The sequence below is a fragment of the Sulfurimonas sediminis genome, assembly GCF_014905115.1.
GTDB lineage: Bacteria > Campylobacterota > Campylobacteria > Campylobacterales > Sulfurimonadaceae > Sulfurimonas > Sulfurimonas sediminis.
In genome coordinates, this window is the sequence record NZ_CP041235.1 from 118,413 (window position 1) to 137,003 (window position 18,591).

Consider the following 18,591-nt stretch of genomic DNA (forward strand, 5'->3'; position numbering starts at 1 on the left):
GAGGTGCCTTTAGTTATAGCAAAAATTACTGTAAATGATTTTCATTAGAGAAGTTTAAGTGCTTTTTGGACATCCTCTTTTTCTATTTTTTCTTTGCCCGTGCCAAAATGGGCTTTTTTCTTTATTTTGCCAAAGTAAGATGTGTCACCGCCAAGTTGTACATGTAAGGCAAGTGCCATGGCAGTAATGGGATGTCCTGCATTTGGACTCTCATGCTTTTTGCCATCTTCATAAAAAGCAAAAATATTTTTTTGTTTTGCAAGGAGCATGATGATAAGAGCAGTAAGACGCGATGGAATATAGTTAGCAAAGTCATCGAGTTTTGCTGCACATTTGCCAAATTTTTCATATTTTTCATTTCTGTAGCCGACCATGGAGTCCATTGTATTGATGGCTTTGTAGATGACAATTCCCGATAGATTAAAAAGCAACAGATAAAAAATTGGGGCGATAACACCATCACTCAGGTTCTCAGCATAGGTTTCAATCGCCGCTTTGTAGACATCACTTTCACTCATCTCTTTTGTATCGCGTGATACTAGCATGGCAATCGCCTCTTTCTTGTTCTTTACATGTAATAGATTTTGTACAGAGTCTCGTAGCATTTTATGGGCGATAAACATAGATGCTATAAAAGAGCTGATGAGAATGTTTAAAAAGGGGTTGAAAAGCTGCAGAGAAAGATAAAGCAAAAGAGTGAAAAAACTAACAATCCCCAACACAAATAGCACTAACAAACAGCCGCGTGTTACAGAGTCTTTGTAAAACTTCTTTTCAAAAAAAGTGATAATCTCGCCTATCACAATTATCGGATGTTTTATGAATGAGAACTCCCCAAATTTTCTGTCGATGAGGTAGGCAAAGAGGGCGATGAAAATGTTATGTATCATGTAGTGCTTTTTGGATAGCGTCTATGTTTACATGTAAAGCGATATGCTCGGCAAAGTCGGCAATAGCATCTTTTTTAAATGCTTTAAAATTGTAGCCTTTGTACTTTTTGTTGAGTCTGTGAAAGACTTTATAGCGAAAGGCATCACTCTCAAAAAGCCCGTGAACAAAAGTACCGTAGAGGTTTTTCTTTTTTTTGGCACGCTTTTTTGCAACAGCGTTGTGTATCTCATACCCCTCCACCATAACGCCTTGGAGGTTATAACATCCCTTTTGTACAATTTTTTCTTTTTGAAAAACAACATCTCCTTTGAAGCGTCCAAACCCCTGTGTAATCTCTTTTTCTGATTCTATATGTTCGGGGTCAAGAATCTGTTCAAACAGCATCTCATAACCTCCACAAATTGCTATGATATGTCTTTTTTTATCGCTGAAAATAGCTCCAAAGCCGCGTTTTTTCAGCCAAAGCAAGTCATCAACTACCCGCTTGCTTCCGGGAATGATAAGCAGGTCATAATGTTTGGATTCACTTACACTAGTGATAAAGTTCAGCTCAATTTCTGCATCTACAACAAGAGGCTCAAAGTCGGTAAAGTTACTGATGTGCGGGAGTTTGATAACGCCGACTTTTATGATGGAGTGAGAAGTCTCCTGTGTGTAGCCCATCAACGAAGCAGAGTCTTCAAAGCCGAGATTAAAAGGACGAAAGGGAACAACACCTAAAACTTTGATGCCAAAATCTCTCTCAAGGATTTGAACTCCTGCATCAAACAAGGACATATCTCCTTGAAATTTATTGACAATAACACCGATAACATTTTTACGAAGCTGTTTTGGTAAAAGCTTGTAAACTCCATAAATGGAGGCAAAAACACCACCTCTTTGAATGTCTGCGACAAGCACTATTTTTGTCTGAAACTCTTGTGCTACATAGATATTTGAGAGGTCTTTGTCCATGAGATTGAGTTCAACCGGACTGCCTGCTCCCTCGGCGATGATGCAGTCATACTCTTTTTGCAGGGCAGTAAATGCCTCTTTGACGATGGGTTTGAGTCGTTTCATATCTTTGTAGTAGCTCCAAACATCGGTATCGCCGACACTTTTGCCATTGATAATCATGTGGGCTCTGCTTGCTCCGCCTGATTTTAAGAGTATGGGATTAAAAAGCGGGGTTGTTTTGAGTCCAATCGCCTCAGCGGCAAAGGCTTGAGGAATAGCTATTTCTCCGTTGTCGATGTCGGTTACAAGCGAGTTGTTGGAAACATTTTGTGCTTTAAAAGGGGCAACATGAACCCCTCTGTGGTGTAAAAGATAAGTCAAGGCAAAGCTAAGCGTAGATTTACCTGCATCACTACTTGTACCGAAGATGCTCAAAGAGTGCATTGTTTAGTCTTGCCACAGCATATTGAGTTTGTCAAGATTTTCAAGGAAATTATCCGGTTTAACATAACCATTGATGATGAGCAGGTTTTTTTGCGTATCAGGGTCTATAAAAAACGTACGCGGGCTAAAAGGTGCCGGAAATTTCTCAGCAGGATACTCTCCCTCATCAAAGTTTTTATACACAAGCACAACAATTACCTCTTTTTTCAGGCGCGTATGCACTGTATGTTCGGTAAATGTACGGTCTTCAAGGCGGTCACACCAGGGACATTCGGCTTTGGTGACGACAAGCATCAGCGGACGATGCGCTTTTTTTGCCTTGGCAAGTGCCGTGTAATAATCACGCTCAAAGCCCATCTTCTGAGCATATTCGTCCAAGTCAGCGCGCCCGAAGAGGCTAAGGGCTAGCAATAGCATACTAAGTATGAGTTTCATTTGTTTCTCCATTGTAAGTTGTAAGCGCGTAGTTAAGCGCTGCATGTGAACTGCTGTCTTTGACGGCAAAGCGGAGCCATTCGTCTGTAAGATAGTCAAAACTCCCGCAGGTTCGCACAAGTATCTTATGTGTGAGCAGGTGGGTAAATATTTCCTTGGCTTTTGGTGAATGTACCAAGATGAAGTTCGCATCACTTTGAACAATTTGTTCAAACAGTCCACAACTTTTTAAAATTGTAAGCAGTTCCTGTTTTTGGCGTACATGTAAGGCTAAGCTTTCGTTTTTAAAGGCTGCATCCTGGAGGCGTTCTTTCAAAAACTCCACATCAAGCGAAGATATATTCCAAAGTGGAGGCTGCAGTTTTTTGATATTTTTTTTGTGTGAAAAAACAGCCCCTATCCGCACTCCCGCACAGCTGTAAAACTTGGAAAACGACTGAACGATATAGAGCTTTTTATACTCTTGTATCATCATGCGAAAAGAAGGGTGCCCTTCAAACTCCAAAAAACTCTCATCTAAAATAATAGTGCACTTTTGCTTTTTCCACTCCCCAAAAAGTGCTTCAATCTCATAAAAACTTCCCTCAGGTGTAGCAGGATTGACAAAAATCACGATGGATTTTTTCTTTACCGGAGCATCTAGATTTTCAATTCGGTTGATTTTGTAAATATCTTTTTTACTTCGCAAAGCCGCTTTTTCATACTCTCCGTAGAGCGGCGCATAAAGCAGGACATTTTTTTCTTTTAGGGAATCAAGAAGCGCATAAATAGCAGCGGTAGCCCCGTTATAAAGCGCAATCTGTGATTTTTTCAAAGCATATCTGTCTGCAATGATTTTTTTCAGTGCTTTGTAGCCACTCTCAGCATATTTGGTAAGAGTGGCATTGTTGACATGTAATGCAGTCTGGGGTTGGTAAAGATTGATATTTGATGAAAAATCAATAATCTCATCACTGCTGCACCCGAGTCGTTTTGCATACTTATATATGTTCGCACCATGTTTCATACGCGGATTTTACCAAAAGTTTACTAACTCTACTTGGTTTGAAAGAAAAACTTTAAGCAACATTTTGTGTGTTATGTACGGATATTGACAAATAACACACAAAATGTACGGTTATTTTCGTATACAAGATTAAAAGAACACTTTATTTTTAAGCAAAAGATGATTTTTTTGATGAAAAGTGCATAATTATTGGTATTTTCTGTATTTTTTAACAATTAACACACATTTTTGATGATAGTTAATTGTGTGATTTAAGGTTATTCTGTTTATAATGTGTGTTAATAAGTAGTTAGGATATACTTTCATATTAAATTATATTGCAATATAACATATATTTTCAAAATTTTTATATATTATTGTATATTTCAAAATAATAACTTAATTAACGACACTAAAAAGTTAATTTTGATAAAATATTATTAAACTATCCCACAGGAGAAAATAAAATGTCTAATGTTTTAAAAGCATTTTTAAACATTGTTACAAACTATCAAACTAATATTCAAAATATTACAGATGGCAATAACAGAATGAATAACATGGGAGAAGGGTTAGAAGCTTATATTAAAAATATTTTTGCTGATACTATTAATGAAGTAGATGAAACTAAAAAACTTGAGAAAATAAGTAAAACATTTTCATATACTGGAAATAAAACAAATCCACCAGATATGATGCTATGGAATGGTGATGCAATAGAAGTCAAAAAAATTGAATCAGCAAGTACAAGCTTACAATTAAATAGTTCACATCCAAAATCTAAACTTTTAAATACTAATACAAAGATTAATCAAACTTGTAGAGAATGTGAAAAATGGACTGAAAAAGATTTAATTTATACAATTGGATATGTAAAATCAAAAAAACTAAATTCGTTATGGATGGTGTATGGAGATTGTTATGCAGCAGATGAAGAAACTTATCAGAAAGTTGAAGATGAAATAACAACATCTATAAACTATCTTGATGATTTGGAAATAAATCACGAAACTAATGAGTTGAGTGGAATTAAAAATGTAGATCCTTTAAACATAACATATCTAAGAGTAAGAGGTATGTGGATTATAGAAAACCCAAATAAGGTCTATGAATATATTTATCAATATGATAAGAATTTAAATTTTCAGTTAGTATGTTTAATGAAAAAATCCAAATATAACTCTTTTCCAAAAGAGGATATTAAAAAAATAGAGAGTAATGATAATATAAATATTAGTGATGTAAAAATAAAAAATCCAAATAATCCTGCAAACTTAATTGATGCAAAACTTTTAGTTTTCAAGGTTTAATATTATGAATATAATATCTTTATTCTCTGGTGCAGGTGGATTAGATTTAGGGTTTGAAAAAGCAGGTTTTAAAACTATATGGGCAAATGAATATGATAAAGAGATTTGGGAAACATTTGAAAAAAATTTTCCAGATGCTATTCTAGATAGAAGAAGTATCTCAAAAATTTCGTCAGATGAAATTCCTGAAACTTTAGGACTTATTGGTGGTCCTCCATGTCAAAGTTGGAGCGAAGCAGGAAAATCAAGAGGTATTGACGACCATAGAGGACAACTATTTTTTGAATTCATAAGAGTTCTAAGAGATAAAAAACCTCTGTTCTTCTTGGCTGAAAATGTTTCTGGTATGTTGGCAAGTCGCCATAGTGAAGCACTAGAAAATATTAAAAATCATTTTATTGATAGTGGATATAATTTATCATTCAAGCTTTTAAATGCTCATGACTATAAAGTACCACAAGATAGAAAAAGAGTATTTTTCATTGGATTTAGAAAAGATTTAAATATCACCTTTGAATTCCCAAAACCATTTTCAAAAAAAAGATTTTTAAAAGATGTAATTTTTGATTTAAAAGATAATGTTTTACCTGCGAAAGATAAAAATTATACAAATGGTGATGACTGTAAGATAGGAAACCATGAATTTATGACTGGTGGTTTTTCGTCAATGTTTATGTCAAGAAATAGAGTCAGAAGTTGGGATGAACCATCATTTACGATACAAGCAGGTGGAAGACATGCTCCACTTCATCCGCAAGCTCCTAAAATGCAGTTTGTGGAGCAAAATAAAAGAATATTTGTTCCTCATAGTGAACATTTATATAGAAGACTTAGCATTAGAGAATGTGCTAGAATTCAAACATTCCCAGATAGTCATAAATTTTATTATAAAAATTTAAGTGCAGGTTATAAAATGGTAGGAAATGCTGTACCACCATATTTGGCATATTATTTGGCAAAAGAAATACAAAAACAACTATTAAGCATATATCCTAACAAATCCTTGGAAATAATAAGTGAACCTATCTCTCAAAATTCAAATATTAATGACATATCATATATTCCTGATATATCAAAAAGTGCTAAGCAAACGGTTCACTTATAGTTCAAGTCGACCGTTAGACTCCACTTGAACTTTATAAAGTTTTGTAGTATAATGTAGATACAAAAGGATACATTATGAAGAAAGCTATAAATATTAGAATGGATGAAACTTTATTAACAGATTTGGACTCTTATGCTAAAGAACTTGAGCGTTCACGTACTTACATTATTGAGAAAGCAGTAAGTACATATTTTGATACACTTGATGAGATGATTTCAGACAAAAGGATAGATGAACTTAAAGCTGGAAAAACTGAAGTTTATTCTCTTGAAGAGGTTGCACAAAGACTTGGACTCAACTAATGTTTAAAATTATTGTTCCCAAAGCTACTTTTAAAGAATTAGAAAAAATTGATACACAAAATCAAAAACTTATTTTTGAGAAAATCAAAGATTTAGAGCTGGGAAACTTCGCAACAGACAAGGCTTTAAAAGGTAAACATAAAGGCAAGTTTAGAAAAAAAGCTGGAAACTATAGGATTGTATATTTAAAAGAAAATGACATTTTAGTTATCACTCTCATTAGAATTGCTCATAGAAAAGAAGTTTACTAAAAGTCTAACAAAACATAGCAAAAAAATATGTTACCACAGCCGATTTTTTAGTTTTAAAAACTTTAGAGATTTAGATACCATTGTAGAACTTTAAAGAGTTCAAAAAGATGATGTGTCAACCCTATTTCATACTTATCCATAAAGATTCTAAGCTGCTGTTTCAACTTGTAACATCATTTTTTCTTCAAACTCTACAGGTGATAAATTACCATTTGAAGAATGCATTCTTTGTCGGTTATAATAAACTTCGATATACTCAAATATAGCCTGATTGGCTTGTGCTTTCGTCTCAAAAATCTCATGATAAATGAGTTCAGTTTTGAGAGTATGAAAAAAGCTTTACCCTCAAGGGGCACCTAGTCAGCAACGGCGTTATCCCAACAGTTTCCCTTGCGTGACATACTTTGAATGATTCCATATTGTTGCAGTAAATCCTTATGAGCATATGAGGCATATTGACTGCCTCGATCAGTGTGCCAGATTAAACCTTTTTGAGGCTTTCTGGCAATAAGTGCCATATTTAAAGCATCATTAACAAGTGACACTTTCATTGTATCATCCATCGACCAGCCAACGATACGACGGGAGTATAAATCTATGACAGTTGCTAAATACAACCATCCTTCATTTGTTGGAATATAGGTTATATACCCAAAGGGCAGAACCTCTCCAACATATTTCTCATCTGGATACGAAGCATAGAAATCTCTGTTTAAGAGATTTGGTGCAACAGGCAAGTTGTGATTGGAGTTTGTTGTATTGATTCTATATCGTTTTTTCGTCTTTGCAACAAGTCCCAACTCACGCATTATACGCCCTATACGGCGACGAGAAACGATAAAGCCATATCTTTGTACTAACTTATCCTTGATACGCCGTGTGCCGTAATTTTCTCTACCCTGCATGAAGATAATCTCAATAAGTTCATTAAGTTTTTCATCTACTTGTTGAAGTTGGCAACCTTGTTTTATCCAGTGGTAATAACTTGCCTTATTAACCTTTAATACTTTGCACATGATTGTTATTTGAAACTCATTTGAATGTTTTTGTATCCATGCGTACTTCACAGAGTTTCTTTGGCGAAATACGCTGTTGCCTTTTTTAATATATCGCGCTCTTGCTTAAGAAGTTTGTTCTCTGCACGCAGGCGTTTATTCTCTTCTTCGGCGGTTTCTTTAACAGTACTGCTATTTGCAAAGCCACCTCGTGCTGCTATGGGAATATTATTAGCTTTTTTATACTCTCGTACCCAATTATAAAGCGTCTTTTCATTGACATCTAAATCTTTTGCAATCTTTGCTGTTGATTCGTTTGAATTCATGACCAACTGTACGCTTGAATCTCGAAATTCTCTTGTGTATTTACTGTTTTTCATCTTCTTTTTATCCTTACTCATACTGATATTTTATCTCAGAATCGCTAAATGTTCTGAGTATGAATAAGTGTAGCCACATCAACGCTCTATTCTATGTCGAAGTACACAAATGGAAAAGTTAATTCAAAATGAAACAGATAAACTTATATCTGATTGGAAGAATAGAAAAGATAATTTAGATGGCCTAATTTACTTGATGTTTACAAAAGAAAATGACAAAGTTATCCCTTTGTATATCGGAAAAACTGAAACCATTGGGAAAGGTGATAGAAACTTATCTGTAAATATTAAAAATCTACATACTGACTTTTCAAAATTTGCAAGGTGGGGAGATGGATATTCTTACCATATAGGTGATTTAAGTGCTGTTGTTCTAACTGACCATCAAGAAAATAAAATAAATAAAAAGTATACAGATTGGGCTACTTCTTTGTTTCAAAAGTTTCCAACTAATTCACCTAAACTAAAACAAGAAGTATACTTTTGGACAAAAGCTTGGGGAAAAGACGACATAGGTATTTGGAATGATTTTGGAAAAACTAGATTAACATTTTTAGAATATCTAATGATAGGTGTAGCTAGTTCTGTTTTTCCAAAAGCACTCTTAAATAGAGAAGGTCAAAACCGAGGCTAACAAAACGCAGGAGCCAATATTTTACCCTAAGACGGGTAAAATATTGCTCTCCTCAAACGTTATAAGCACTTGACAAAGATACCTTAATGCACTACAATTGTAGATACAAAAAAAAGGATCTAAAATGAAACAAGCAATAAATATTAGACTTGAAAAAGATATAGTTAAGACACTTGATGAATATGCACAAGAGTTAGATAAAACAAGAACAAGCCTTGTTGAAAAAGCTATTGAGCTCTATTTTGATAAACTTGATGAAATGATTGCTGACAAAAGAATAGACAACCTAAAATCTGGAAAATCAACTGTTGTTCCATTGGAAGAAGTGTTTAAAAAAGCAGGGATTAATGTATAAAGTTGCATTTGAAAAAGATGCAGAAAAAGAGTTTTTAAAACTTGACACTAAAGTACAAAAACTAATTGCTATAAAAATTATAGACTTACAAAATGGAAATTTTTCTAACGATAAACATCTTCAAGGTAAACATAAAGGAAAATTCAGGAAAAGAGCTGGTAATTACAGAATTATTTACCTTAAGGAAAACGAATTTTTAGTTATTACAGTAGTTAGAGTTGCCCATAGAAAAGAAGTTTACTGACTTATAATAAAACAGAGTAGCAAATAAATTACCTAGGAGTCTGTCGGATACCCATCCAAAAATACTCCCTATAATCTCTCATATTTTTAAAAAACCATTTTTAGAGCGATAATGCAGAAAATATTCTCTAAAATCCTTCATATATTGCTCGATATATGCCATCCCTGTCTCCTGTTATCCCATTATCGTATGCAATCTCTTCAGATTGTATGCCATGCATACCAAACGCCACTCACCTTGTGCCTTTTGAAGCCCTCTGAGCATAAATTGCCTAAATCCAATTACCTGTTTGATGATACCGAAGATGGGTTCTATGACACATTTGCGTTGGGCATAAATAGCTTTACCCTCTTTGGTCTGAAGACGGTGTTTCATTTTTTCTACTTCAGTAGGATTATCAGGCAAAGGGTCTGCCTCTTTGAATCTCTCTTCAAGTGGCTGATTGTGTTGCTCTTTTCCAAATGAGATATAGGGTGTCATTTTGCTTTTTACACATAGCTTGATATTCTCTTCGCTGAAATAGCCTGCATCCGCATTGAATGCAGCGGAAGGTTTGAGTTTTGGATGTACCTCATACCATTGCAGTGTAGGCTTAACCTCCTGTTTGTCATTGGTGTTTTGTGTAACATGGGTATGGAGTATCAGACGGGAATCATGCTCTGCTGAGGCTTGGGCATTGTAGCACTGCTCAAACCCTCCGCCTGATGTTTTCATAATACGAGACTCTTCATCGGTCAGGTTGACCTGGTCTTTATCCAATACTTCTTCGACAGGCTCTTTTGGCACTTTGCCTTTTGTCTTCTTGTCTGTGAGCTTCTCTTCATCTTCTCATCATAGAGTGCTTTCTCTTTTGCATAGCGCTCTTTGGCGCGTTGCTCTATTTTTGCTTTGGCTTCCTTAATGATTTCAAGACGCTCTTCTCTTCGTTCCAGCTCCTCAGGGATATTCAGTCCTTCATCGCTTTTACTGTTGTCTGCCTCTTGTGCTTTTTCAAGCAAGGCCTGCACTTCTGCTTCGAGTTGGGATTGCAGTTTTTTTATATGTCCGTAGCTCAGTGCCTTATGCTTGGAAGCGTTGGCTTTGACTTTGGTACCGTCAAGACTTACTTTGCCTACTTTAAGTACGCCCGACTCCTGTGCTACCTCAAGTATCTGCACAAAGAGATCGGATATCTGGGAAAGAAAACGTTTGCGGAAGTTGGCAATGGTATCGTGATCGGGATGAGTATTGACAGCAATATATCTAAATGGTACAGAATCGTAGGTAGCCTGTTCTATCTTTCTGCTTGAAAAGACTCCTGTTGCACCCCAAGAGTATTTCCTCGCTTCGCTCACCGCACATATCCGTAAAAGAGAAGCGAAAGCATTGCTTTGGGATCATAGGCATCTTTGCCACCTTCTTTGTAGTGTTTGTAGATATCATTGAGATCAAGTGTTTCGACTATCTCTACAATGAAGCGTGCCAAATGCCTCTTTGGAAGCCACTCTTCTATACTCGGAGGCATCAGGAATGGCTGATTTCGGTTAGCTGCTATGAAGGGTTTCATATCGTCAAAGCCTTATTAGAATATTCTCTTATTTATATTTATTATACCTGATTATTGGTTTTGAGTGGGTTAATCCGACAGGCTCCTAGCGGAAATTTATTTGCTATCTTCGACCGTTATCCGCTCACTGCGTGACCGGATAACGGGGGCGCGGGTTGAACACCCGCCCCCATTAACTTCCACCACAACAACTTTTCAAACTTGACAAAAATAGTATAATTCAAGTATAATTTTTATACTTGAAGATAAAAGGATTTATGTGAAATTTGAGTATGATGAAAATAAAAGTCAAATCAATAAACAAAAGCATGGAATAGATTTTGTCGAAGCACAAAAACTTTGGCAGGACGAAGATGCACTTGTAATTCCTGCAAATATTGTTGATAATGAAATTCGCTATGCTCTCATCTCAAAAATACTCACTGAATGCTTTGTTGTTATATTTACTATTAGAGATGATATAAACAGAATTATAAGTGTCCGTAGATGTAGAAAAAATGAGGAGAAAAATTATGAAAAAAATAACAGCCAAAGAGTTTGATGAAAAATTTGACAATGGTGAAGATATAAGTGAGTATCTTGATTTTTCAAAAGCGACAAGACCAAATGCTCTCAAAACAGATACTAAAAAAGTAAATGTTGATTTTCCACAATGGGTTATAGAATCCTTAGACAAAGAAGCAAAGAAAATCGGTGTTACAAGACAGTCTATCATTAAAGTTTGGATAGCTGAAAGACTTAAAGAAGAGATTGGAAACTTTCCAAAAATACAATAAATTAAATTTTAGATATAATAATTAAAAAGAAGATGAGGATTTGGAATGAATGGTTTAATTAAAGGTAAAGAAGTTCATTTTGACGATGAATATTTACATGTAAAACTTGAGGACAATAGAATAATATCAACTCCAATGGAATGGTATGAACCATTAAAAAAAGCTTCAATAACAGAATTGAAAAATTATAAATTAATTTATATGAATACAGGTATTGAATGGGAGTCAATTGATTATCATTTAAGTATAGAAAGTATGCTTGAGCTTTCATTCAAAGATGTTGCTTGAAATTAAAGTACAAAAATTAATTTTTAGTTATTAGAGTAGTTCGCGTTGTTTAAAGAAAAAATTTCCTAAAATCAAAAATGGAATAAGCCGTGCAGAAAATGGTGAAACTTCATCTCATCAAGATGCAAAACAAAGAATGGCAAAATGGCTTTCAAGCTAGAGTGGTCAGAAGAAGCTCTTGAAAATCATCATTAGCAAAGCATAACAAAATATAGGAATCAAATTGAAAAAAATCATAATAATGCTCATTTTAGTTAATTCACTGTTTTCTAGTGATTATCAATATGAAGAATAAAGAGATACTCAGGAATATGAGAACTACCAATGTGATGGAAGAGAATATTGTTCGCAAATGACCTCATGCGAAGAAGCGACTTATTTTATAAATAATTGTCCAAATACTAAAATGGACGGGGATCATGATGGTGTTCCATGCGAGAGACAATGGTGCAAATGCTTGTAATATAAAGTTCCATGATGCCGATTGACTTGTTGCCTTAGATTTTAGAAGGTATTATACATTTCTTTGGCTCGTTTTGTTTTTTTGTCATGGTTTATTCGCAGTAGGGCATAAAAGGCTGCTGCTATGTTACGCTGTTTTTGCAGCGCTGCAGGGGTGATTTTTCTCTTTTTCTTTTGGTTGTATGTTGCTAAAAACACTCTTGTAAAAAGTTGTCTGTTTTTTGGATTAAAAGAGAGCAGCGCAACGGCGGCGTCAAATGCAAACTCTCCCAGTCCACCGTCTATAAAGTCAAATACGGCGATATTGTTTTTATGAAAAAGGGTGTTGTCTTTGAAAATATCTCCGTGTATGAAGCCCTCTTGTTTGAGACGAAATTTTTGCAAAGAAGAGAGCTTTTTATAAAAATAAAAATGATTTTTCTTGACAAATGCAAGCATAGCGTTGATGTCATACTGTTGTAGGAACGGTGAAGTATCTTTAAAGTTTCTACTTTTATTGTGAAACACTGCCAAAAATCTTGCAAGGGAGTGAATATGAAAAAGTTTTGTAGTTTTTGGCATGCTCCCTTGGAGTTTTGTGTAGAGGTACCAGCCTTTGTTTTGCTCTAAAAACTGTGGCGTATTGAGCTTACATGGAAGCAGATGCTCTAAAAGTGCCTGCTCTGTTTGAACCTTCTTTCCCATTTTTCTTTCATATTTTTTTAAAATATAGGCATCAGAACTGTTTTTTACAATGTAGGTTGTGTCCATGATGCCGTTTGTTGTGGGGATGATTTGTTTAAAATCATACTTTGGAAAAAGTTGGCATAGTTCCTCAAGAGTAAGCTCTGTTTTGACACCCATTTAGATCTGACAGACTTTCATAATTTTTGCCCAGTCCAAGTCAAAATGTTTCTCGACATAGGCTCTGTGATGTGGAACGCTGCATCCGGAACAGTCTTGATGAATTTTATCACCGTACACGCCTTGTCTTCCGTCTTTTGAATCAATGTTACATGTACTGCATTGTGTTTTGTCCTCCACTTTTTTGATGCCTTCGTCATTAAAACGAAAATTTGGACAGGAACAGAGGTAGCAGTTGAGGCTCTCCATATCATGGCATTTTTGATTTTTAGCATAGAGCGGACAAAAGTCTTTCTCTTTCTCTTTCATGTTTTCAAAATCAAAATAATCTATAATCTCTTTTTTGTCCATACCTCGTGCCACAAGCTTTGTGATGATATTTTTGTGTTTTATGGCATGATTTTGTACCCATTGACTGTAACCCACTTGAAACTCCTATTTTGTGAAATTATAGTATAATAATCAAAACTTTTTTATAAGGAATGAAATATATGCACATAGAAGCAGGTGTAGTAGATGGCGCTAAGATGATACTTAGCTATGGAACTGCCACGGCAGTATTGGGTGCTACGGCAAAAGCAGCATATGACAATATCAAAGAAAATGGTCTTCTTTCTTTGGTTTTTAAAAGTATAATAGCAACAATAATAGTATTTTGTTGTTTTGAAGTTTTACCGCATTATCCGATAGGAGTGAGTGAAGTACACTTGATTTTAGGAACAACGATTTTTCTAGTATTTGGACTTGCTCCGGCAGCTATCGGTTTGGCTTTAGGACTTTTAATTCAAGGGCTTTTCTTTGCTCAATTTGATTTGCCTCAGTATGGCATCAACGTAACAACACTTCTTGCAAGTATGTTTGCTCTGAATTTTGCAGCTAAAAAAGTGATACCACAAGGTGTAGCTTATAAAGACATTACGTACACGCAACTGTTAAAACTTTCTGTTGTCTGGGAAGGTGCTATAGTTTCGTGGGTTGCTTTTTGGGCACTCTACGGTCAAGGTTTTGCTGTTGAAAATCTCCAAAATATTGCTACTTTCGGTGCGGCGTATATGTCTGTGATTATCATAGAGCCTTTAGTGGATATTGCAGTTTTAACAGCAGTAAAAGCTTACAATAAAACAAATGAGTGTGCATTTTTATTTGACAAAAAACTTTGTAGAGCATAAAAGAAATTAGGATTTTATAATCCTAATTTTTTGATCTCTATCTCAATATTTTTTCTAAAAATTTCTCGAACTTCTTCTTGTTCTATAAGATTAAATTTTTCATCTTGTGTAATTGAAGGAACAATAGTCGCATCTGCATACTCGCTAACTTCTTCACATATCTCTTTCATATCTTTGTCATAATGATTGCCACTTACTAAAAGCATAGGAACAATCTGTACTTTTGCTCTTTTATCTGGTTTACTGCGTTTAAGTATTTCTCTTTTTATAGCGTCTTTTACAGCGTAGAACGGAAATTCTCCTTCAAGTGAACAGGCAAGATTGTTTTCATTTATCATTTTTAAAAAATCTGCTGCATAGCTCACAGCTTCCAGTCCACCAATGTTTAAAACAGGAACGCCATGAATAATGTAGAGATTGATGACATCTTCATTTTCCTTGCGTATCTGCTCATCAAGGGATTTGAGGTAGAGCGAGGTCTCTTTTGTTTTTTGTAAGAGCGGGTTGGTGTAGCGGATGTTTGCCAAAGAAAATTCGCGAAACCCTTTGACCATTCTCATAAGCACTTCATGTTCATCTGTCGGAAAGATATTGACACTCACGACTATGTAGCGTTTGTAGCCTTGCATATCGACATCTGCCATCACCTGAGGAAGATTTTTATAAACTTCCCCTTTTTTTGCCAACTCTTTAATGACCATTTTTGAAGAAAATGCCGTAAAAACAGGAATCTCTTGAAATGAATCTTGAATAAACTTCTCAAATGCTAAATATTTCTCTTGCTCTATTACCGAACCAAAACAAGAGAGAATAATTGCCGTGCCTTTGCTATAATGTCTGTATCGTTTCATAAAACTTCTTTTTGCAAAATTATAACTTTTTTTGGGATAATATAAGAGGGAATTTTGTAAAATTAAGTGTTCCTGCCTTTCTTAAGGCAGGACAATCAGAACTTTAGGAGAACCTATGAAAAGGTTTTTATTAAAGATTCACTTTAAGCTTGGCAGTTTTAAAGTGAGCTTTACGGTGAAGAAGCATTAGCTTCTTTGCCACTCCTAATTGTTCTGATATTATACCAAAAAAAATGAAAAAATGAAAAACAAAAAAGCATTATTAATCTCTGCAATCGCATCCAATCAAGGAAAAACAGTGCTTACTATGGCACTTTTGCACCATTACAAAAAAAGTGTTTGCCCTTTTAAATGTGGGCCAGATTTTATAGACCCACAGTTTCATGAACGCATAGCCAAGACCCCTTCTGTAAATCTTGATGGATATATGATGAATCAAGAGCAGTTACAATGGATTTTTAGTCGCTATTTTGACAAGGAAGTTGCTGTTATTGAGGGTGTTATGGGTTACTATGACGGTATGGACAAAGGGGCTAGTGCGTATGATGTAGCGAAGTCTTTACATGTAAACACTTTATTGCTACTTGATGGTGGTGGCAGTTATATAACAGTTGCCGCAGTGCTTCAGGGGATGCTCTCTTTTCGCAATGACAATACCATTAAAGCTATTATATTGAACAATATCTCATCTGTCATGCACTATGAACTTGTTAAAAAGCATATAGAAGCGGAATGTGCGGGCATTGTTGTGTGTGGCTGGATACAAAAAGGGTTAGAAACTTTAGAAGCTACACATTTGGGTCTTGATTTAAAAGAGTTGGATTCTTCTGCCATAGAAGAGGTTTCAAAAGAGGTGTTAGAACATATTGAAATTGAGAAGTTAGAGTCTGTTATGCAAACTGTTTTAGAGGACGTGAGTGATTATCCTTTTAAAAAAATTGTGCAAAAAGATGAAAAATGTGTGCTTGTAAAAGATGAAAATTTCTCTTTTATTTATCATGACAATATAAAATTTTTACAAGAGATATACAAAGAAGTAGAACTAATCAGCAGCACAAAGGATGAAAAAATCCCCAGTGATGCAGATGTCGTCATATTGCCAGGTGGCTATGTAGAGACAGATGCACATTATAAGAATATAAAAAACTCTTTAGCATTTAAAAATTCTTTGCAAGAACATGCCAAAACAAAAAAAATCTATGCAGAGTGCGCAGGACTCATCTATCTTGGCAAAGTCTGTGATGAAAAAAAAATGAGCGAAATTTTGCCCATAACATTCACGCTAACAAACAAACGAGAGCGTTTGGGTTACTATAAATGTGAGTTGGGTGATGAACCTGTAAAAGGGCACGCTTTTCATTATACAAAAATCACTCAAGCACCAAAAACCGATATAAAACTCTATAAGATTTCAAAAAAAAGCGCAAAAGAGGGCGGCTACAGACAAGATAATATTTTTGCGACCTATCTGCATACGATGTGGCGAGTGAATTTTCCGCCTTACATGTAAAGTACAGATTCTTCTAAAAGCTTTTCTCTCTCCCAGCCAAGTGTTTTGAGTTCACTCTCTTTATAAAACTCATCAACATAGCCCACGCAAAGATAAGCGATGAGATGGGAGTTCTTGTTTACATGTAAAGCTTCGAGAACTTTTTTTTCATCAAGTATGCTTACCCAACCAATCCCTATGTTTAACGCCCTTGCCAGAAGCCACATGTTTTGCACCGCACATACCACACTGTACTCACCCATTTTTTGCATGCTTGTCATCCCTAAAACAGCTTCTTTTTTTGGTTCATACAGCACGGCAATGTTGATGGGAGCTTCTTGTATGCCTTCTAATTTTAAGTTTTTATAGAGGTTTTTGTCTTTAAAAATCTCTTTTGCTTTGGCATTTTGTGTTTCAAAGTTTTCTATGATGGAGTTTTTTATCTGTATCTTTGATGATAATAAATTTCCAAGGTTGTGAATAACCTACAGAAGGAGCGCTAATACCAGCTTCAAGAATCATCTGTAATTTTTCTTCTTCTATTGGTTTGGAAATAAACCTGTTACCCCGAACATCTCGCCGAGCTTTTATAATGTTTAAAAGTTTGTGTGCATCATCTTTTGTAAAGTTCATACGCAATTATACTGTGTTATAATCTTTTTAAAAAAAAAGAAGAGCCATAATGGATTTTAAATTAGAAGAACCACCAATCAATATCGGTGCCGATATTAGTGAAAAATCTTTTGAGATGATAGAAGCTGAGATAGTAAATTATCCAAAATACCACACTTTTGATGTAAATGAAAAGGCACTTATTGATAGACTTATTCACACAACAACCTGCTTTAATGAAGTGATAGACAATATCTACTTTAGTAAAAATGCAATGCTCAAACTCAAAGACCTACTGCAAAACAGAGCCAAACTCATTGTCGATACCAACATGATTCGTTCGGGGCTTAGTCAGTTTTATCTGGATAAATATGAAAATGAAGTGATTTGTTATGTTAATGAGCCTGAAGTTTTTGAATTGGCAGAAAAAAATGGTACAACTCGCTCATATGCAGCAGTAGAGTTGGCGATACAAAAGTTTAAAGAGCAACCGATGGTGCTGGCATGTGGCAATGCTCCTACTTTTATCTATGCGGCTATAAACACACTCATAAAGGAGAAGGTAAATTTGGACAATGTTATCTTACTACTCTTTCCTGTCGGGTTTGTGAATGTTGTCGAGTCAAAAGAGTACGGCAGAAAATTTTTGGAACATTTCAACGCAGAGGGTATAATTTTACAGGGTAGATACGGAGCTTCGACAATGGTTGTTGCCTCTTTACACGCAGCCTATAAACTCATAAAAGATTTTGACACCGGACAAGGAAAATATAATGGCAAGTAGTTTGACAAATTCACATGCAAGCTCTACATACGGGTCTAATCCTGTGAAAAAAGGAGAAGTGCGTTTCAACGAAATGGGGAGTGAAGTGGTCGAGGGTTATACATGTAAACCCAAAGATTATGATCCAAATCGCCCGATAATGCACTATAAAACGCTGCTTCTTTTGTGTGATGATGAGCGATGTGGCAAAGCGGGTAAAGATGACAGAGCATCACACCTGCGTGAGATACTCAAAGAGATGGGACTCAATAAAGGACAAAACCGTATAAAGATAAGTCGAACAGGCTGTTATGGGGCATGTAGATTTCGTCAAGTTTGTCAGGTGACTGAAAACACGCAGGCAAATGGCAATCCTAAAAACAATGCTCTCTGGCTTCGCCATACGCATAATTTTTCAGATGAGCAGTGGAGAGAACTTTTTAGGCTTTTAAGTGAAGATAAACCTCTTTTAGAAGCGTTGGATGCAGAGTATTTTATCCCTATGAAAGTATATAATTAAATCAA

23 protein-coding genes and 4 pseudogenes are annotated in these 18,591 nt (G+C 35.3%); 15 read left to right on the plus strand and 12 right to left on the minus strand.

Going from position 1 to position 18,591, the window contains the following annotated elements; translation table 11 throughout:
• Positions 1 to 44 precede the first annotated feature (44 nt).
• The 4 genes from cbiB to FJR45_RS00625 are packed head-to-tail and all read right to left on the minus strand — an operon-like array spanning position 45 to position 3,712.
• On the minus strand, positions 45 to 890 hold the full coding sequence (cbiB, locus tag FJR45_RS00610) for an adenosylcobinamide-phosphate synthase CbiB (RefSeq protein WP_226966441.1): 846 nt from the start codon (positions 888 to 890) through the stop codon (positions 45 to 47).
• Positions 880 to 2,271 carry a cobyric acid synthase gene (locus FJR45_RS00615; protein ID WP_193150897.1) on the minus strand — a complete coding sequence of 464 codons (1,392 nt, stop codon included), beginning with the start codon at positions 2,269 to 2,271 and terminating at the stop codon, positions 880 to 882. Before FJR45_RS00615 ends, cbiB begins: the two co-directional genes overlap by 11 nt.
• A 3-nt stretch (positions 2,272 to 2,274) precedes the next feature.
• Positions 2,275 to 2,706: a thioredoxin fold domain-containing protein gene (locus tag FJR45_RS00620; RefSeq protein WP_193150898.1), complete on the minus strand. Its 432-nt coding sequence runs from the start codon at positions 2,704 to 2,706 to the stop codon at positions 2,275 to 2,277.
• Positions 2,690 to 3,712, minus strand: a complete 1,023-nt coding sequence (locus tag FJR45_RS00625) for an aminotransferase class I/II-fold pyridoxal phosphate-dependent enzyme (RefSeq protein ID WP_193150899.1) — start codon at positions 3,710 to 3,712, stop codon at positions 2,690 to 2,692. Before FJR45_RS00625 ends, FJR45_RS00620 begins: the two co-directional genes overlap by 17 nt.
• A gap of 446 nt (positions 3,713 to 4,158) precedes the next feature.
• On the opposite strand from FJR45_RS00625, the gene FJR45_RS00630 reads away from it, so the two are divergent.
• From FJR45_RS00630 to FJR45_RS00645, 4 genes are all read left to right on the plus strand, one after another.
• The gene (locus FJR45_RS00630; protein ID WP_193150900.1) at positions 4,159 to 5,001 is read left to right on the plus strand and encodes an NgoPII family restriction endonuclease; all 843 of its coding nucleotides are present in this window, start codon (positions 4,159 to 4,161) and stop codon (positions 4,999 to 5,001) included.
• 4 nt (positions 5,002 to 5,005) lie between these two features.
• Positions 5,006 to 6,106 carry a DNA cytosine methyltransferase gene (locus tag FJR45_RS00635; protein ID WP_193150901.1) on the plus strand — a complete coding sequence of 367 codons (1,101 nt, stop codon included), beginning with the start codon at positions 5,006 to 5,008 and terminating at the stop codon, positions 6,104 to 6,106.
• A 74-nt stretch (positions 6,107 to 6,180) separates the two neighbouring features.
• Positions 6,181 to 6,408, plus strand: a complete 228-nt coding sequence (locus tag FJR45_RS00640) for a YlcI/YnfO family protein (RefSeq protein ID WP_193150902.1) — start codon at positions 6,181 to 6,183, stop codon at positions 6,406 to 6,408.
• Positions 6,408 to 6,659 (plus strand): type II toxin-antitoxin system RelE family toxin, encoded by a 252-nt coding sequence (locus tag FJR45_RS00645; protein WP_193150903.1) that lies wholly within the window; start codon positions 6,408 to 6,410, stop codon positions 6,657 to 6,659. Before FJR45_RS00640 ends, FJR45_RS00645 begins: the two co-directional genes overlap by 1 nt.
• A gap of 147 nt (positions 6,660 to 6,806) precedes the next feature.
• On the opposite strand, the pseudogene FJR45_RS12645 reads toward FJR45_RS00645, so the two are convergent.
• The 3 genes and pseudogenes from FJR45_RS12645 to FJR45_RS00660 all read right to left on the minus strand — a co-directional run.
• Positions 6,807 to 6,986, minus strand: a pseudogene (locus tag FJR45_RS12645) (IS3 family transposase); the annotation flags it as partial.
• Between the two features lie 29 nt (positions 6,987 to 7,015).
• The gene (locus FJR45_RS00655) at positions 7,016 to 7,726 is read right to left on the minus strand and encodes an IS3 family transposase (protein WP_264299327.1); all 711 of its coding nucleotides are present in this window, start codon (positions 7,724 to 7,726) and stop codon (positions 7,016 to 7,018) included.
• A complete protein-coding gene (locus FJR45_RS00660; protein ID WP_193150904.1) occupies positions 7,723 to 8,055 on the minus strand; it encodes a transposase in 333 nt (110 codons plus the stop codon). The genes FJR45_RS00655 and FJR45_RS00660 overlap by 4 nt, the downstream gene beginning before the upstream one ends.
• An 88-nt stretch (positions 8,056 to 8,143) precedes the next feature.
• On the opposite strand from FJR45_RS00660, the gene FJR45_RS00665 reads away from it, so the two are divergent.
• The 3 genes from FJR45_RS00665 (at position 8,144) to FJR45_RS00675 (ending at position 9,267) form a co-directional block, all read left to right on the plus strand.
• Positions 8,144 to 8,668 (plus strand): hypothetical protein, encoded by a 525-nt coding sequence (locus tag FJR45_RS00665; protein WP_193150905.1) that lies wholly within the window; start codon positions 8,144 to 8,146, stop codon positions 8,666 to 8,668.
• Between the two features lie 124 nt (positions 8,669 to 8,792).
• Positions 8,793 to 9,023 (plus strand): ribbon-helix-helix protein, CopG family, encoded by a 231-nt coding sequence (locus FJR45_RS00670; protein ID WP_193150906.1) that lies wholly within the window; start codon positions 8,793 to 8,795, stop codon positions 9,021 to 9,023.
• A complete protein-coding gene (locus FJR45_RS00675; protein ID WP_193150907.1) occupies positions 9,016 to 9,267 on the plus strand; it encodes a type II toxin-antitoxin system RelE family toxin in 252 nt (83 codons plus the stop codon). Before FJR45_RS00670 ends, FJR45_RS00675 begins: the two co-directional genes overlap by 8 nt.
• A 174-nt stretch (positions 9,268 to 9,441) precedes the next feature.
• Here the strand turns inward: FJR45_RS00675 and FJR45_RS00680 are convergent.
• A pseudogene (locus FJR45_RS00680) lies at positions 9,442 to 10,813 on the minus strand (transposase).
• Positions 10,814 to 11,072: 259 nt separating this feature from the next.
• Between FJR45_RS00680 and FJR45_RS00685 the strand changes: the two are divergent.
• The 4 genes and pseudogenes from FJR45_RS00685 to FJR45_RS12620 all read left to right on the plus strand — a co-directional run.
• Positions 11,073 to 11,354, plus strand: coding sequence for a BrnT family toxin (locus FJR45_RS00685; protein WP_193150908.1), 282 nt, complete (start codon positions 11,073 to 11,075; stop codon positions 11,352 to 11,354).
• Positions 11,326 to 11,589: a type II toxin-antitoxin system BrnA family antitoxin gene (gene brnA, locus FJR45_RS00690; protein WP_226966442.1), complete on the plus strand. Its 264-nt coding sequence runs from the start codon at positions 11,326 to 11,328 to the stop codon at positions 11,587 to 11,589. The genes FJR45_RS00685 and brnA overlap by 29 nt, the downstream gene beginning before the upstream one ends.
• A 45-nt stretch (positions 11,590 to 11,634) precedes the next feature.
• Positions 11,635 to 11,877: a DUF2442 domain-containing protein gene (locus tag FJR45_RS00695; RefSeq protein WP_193150909.1), complete on the plus strand. Its 243-nt coding sequence runs from the start codon at positions 11,635 to 11,637 to the stop codon at positions 11,875 to 11,877.
• 349 nt (positions 11,878 to 12,226) lie between these two features.
• Positions 12,227 to 12,340, plus strand: a pseudogene (locus tag FJR45_RS12620) (excalibur calcium-binding domain-containing protein); the annotation flags it as partial.
• A 41-nt stretch (positions 12,341 to 12,381) separates the two neighbouring features.
• Here FJR45_RS12620 and FJR45_RS00705 read toward each other — a convergent pair.
• On the minus strand, positions 12,382 to 13,182 hold the full coding sequence (locus FJR45_RS00705) for a phosphotransferase (protein ID WP_193150911.1): 801 nt from the start codon (positions 13,180 to 13,182) through the stop codon (positions 12,382 to 12,384).
• Entirely contained in the window at positions 13,183 to 13,608 is a 426-nt protein-coding gene (locus tag FJR45_RS00710; RefSeq protein ID WP_193150912.1) for a hypothetical protein, read from the minus strand.
• 65 nt (positions 13,609 to 13,673) lie between these two features.
• On the opposite strand from FJR45_RS00710, the gene FJR45_RS00715 reads away from it, so the two are divergent.
• Entirely contained in the window at positions 13,674 to 14,351 is a 678-nt protein-coding gene (locus FJR45_RS00715) for an energy-coupling factor ABC transporter permease (RefSeq protein ID WP_193150913.1), read from the plus strand.
• Between the two features lie 14 nt (positions 14,352 to 14,365).
• Here the strand turns inward: FJR45_RS00715 and FJR45_RS00720 are convergent, their stop codons facing one another.
• Positions 14,366 to 15,202 (minus strand): sirohydrochlorin cobaltochelatase, encoded by an 837-nt coding sequence (locus FJR45_RS00720; RefSeq protein ID WP_193150914.1) that lies wholly within the window; start codon positions 15,200 to 15,202, stop codon positions 14,366 to 14,368.
• Positions 15,203 to 15,443: 241 nt separating this feature from the next.
• Here FJR45_RS00720 and FJR45_RS00725 point away from each other — a divergent pair, with 241 nt between their 5' ends.
• Entirely contained in the window at positions 15,444 to 16,712 is a 1,269-nt protein-coding gene (locus FJR45_RS00725; protein ID WP_193150915.1) for a cobyrinic acid a,c-diamide synthase CobB, read from the plus strand.
• Here the strand turns inward: FJR45_RS00725 and bluB are convergent.
• Positions 16,703 to 17,324: pseudogene (gene bluB / locus FJR45_RS00730) on the minus strand (5,6-dimethylbenzimidazole synthase). The gene FJR45_RS00725 and the pseudogene bluB overlap by 10 nt on opposite strands.
• Positions 17,325 to 17,373: 49 nt before the next feature.
• On the opposite strand from bluB, the gene FJR45_RS00735 reads away from it, so the two are divergent.
• Positions 17,374 to 18,087 carry a precorrin-8X methylmutase gene (locus tag FJR45_RS00735; RefSeq protein ID WP_193150916.1) on the plus strand — a complete coding sequence of 238 codons (714 nt, stop codon included), beginning with the start codon at positions 17,374 to 17,376 and terminating at the stop codon, positions 18,085 to 18,087.
• On the plus strand, positions 18,077 to 18,586 hold the full coding sequence (locus FJR45_RS00740; RefSeq protein WP_193150917.1) for a (2Fe-2S) ferredoxin domain-containing protein: 510 nt from the start codon (positions 18,077 to 18,079) through the stop codon (positions 18,584 to 18,586). The genes FJR45_RS00735 and FJR45_RS00740 overlap by 11 nt, the downstream gene beginning before the upstream one ends.
• The last annotated feature ends 5 nt before the right edge of the window (positions 18,587 to 18,591 follow it).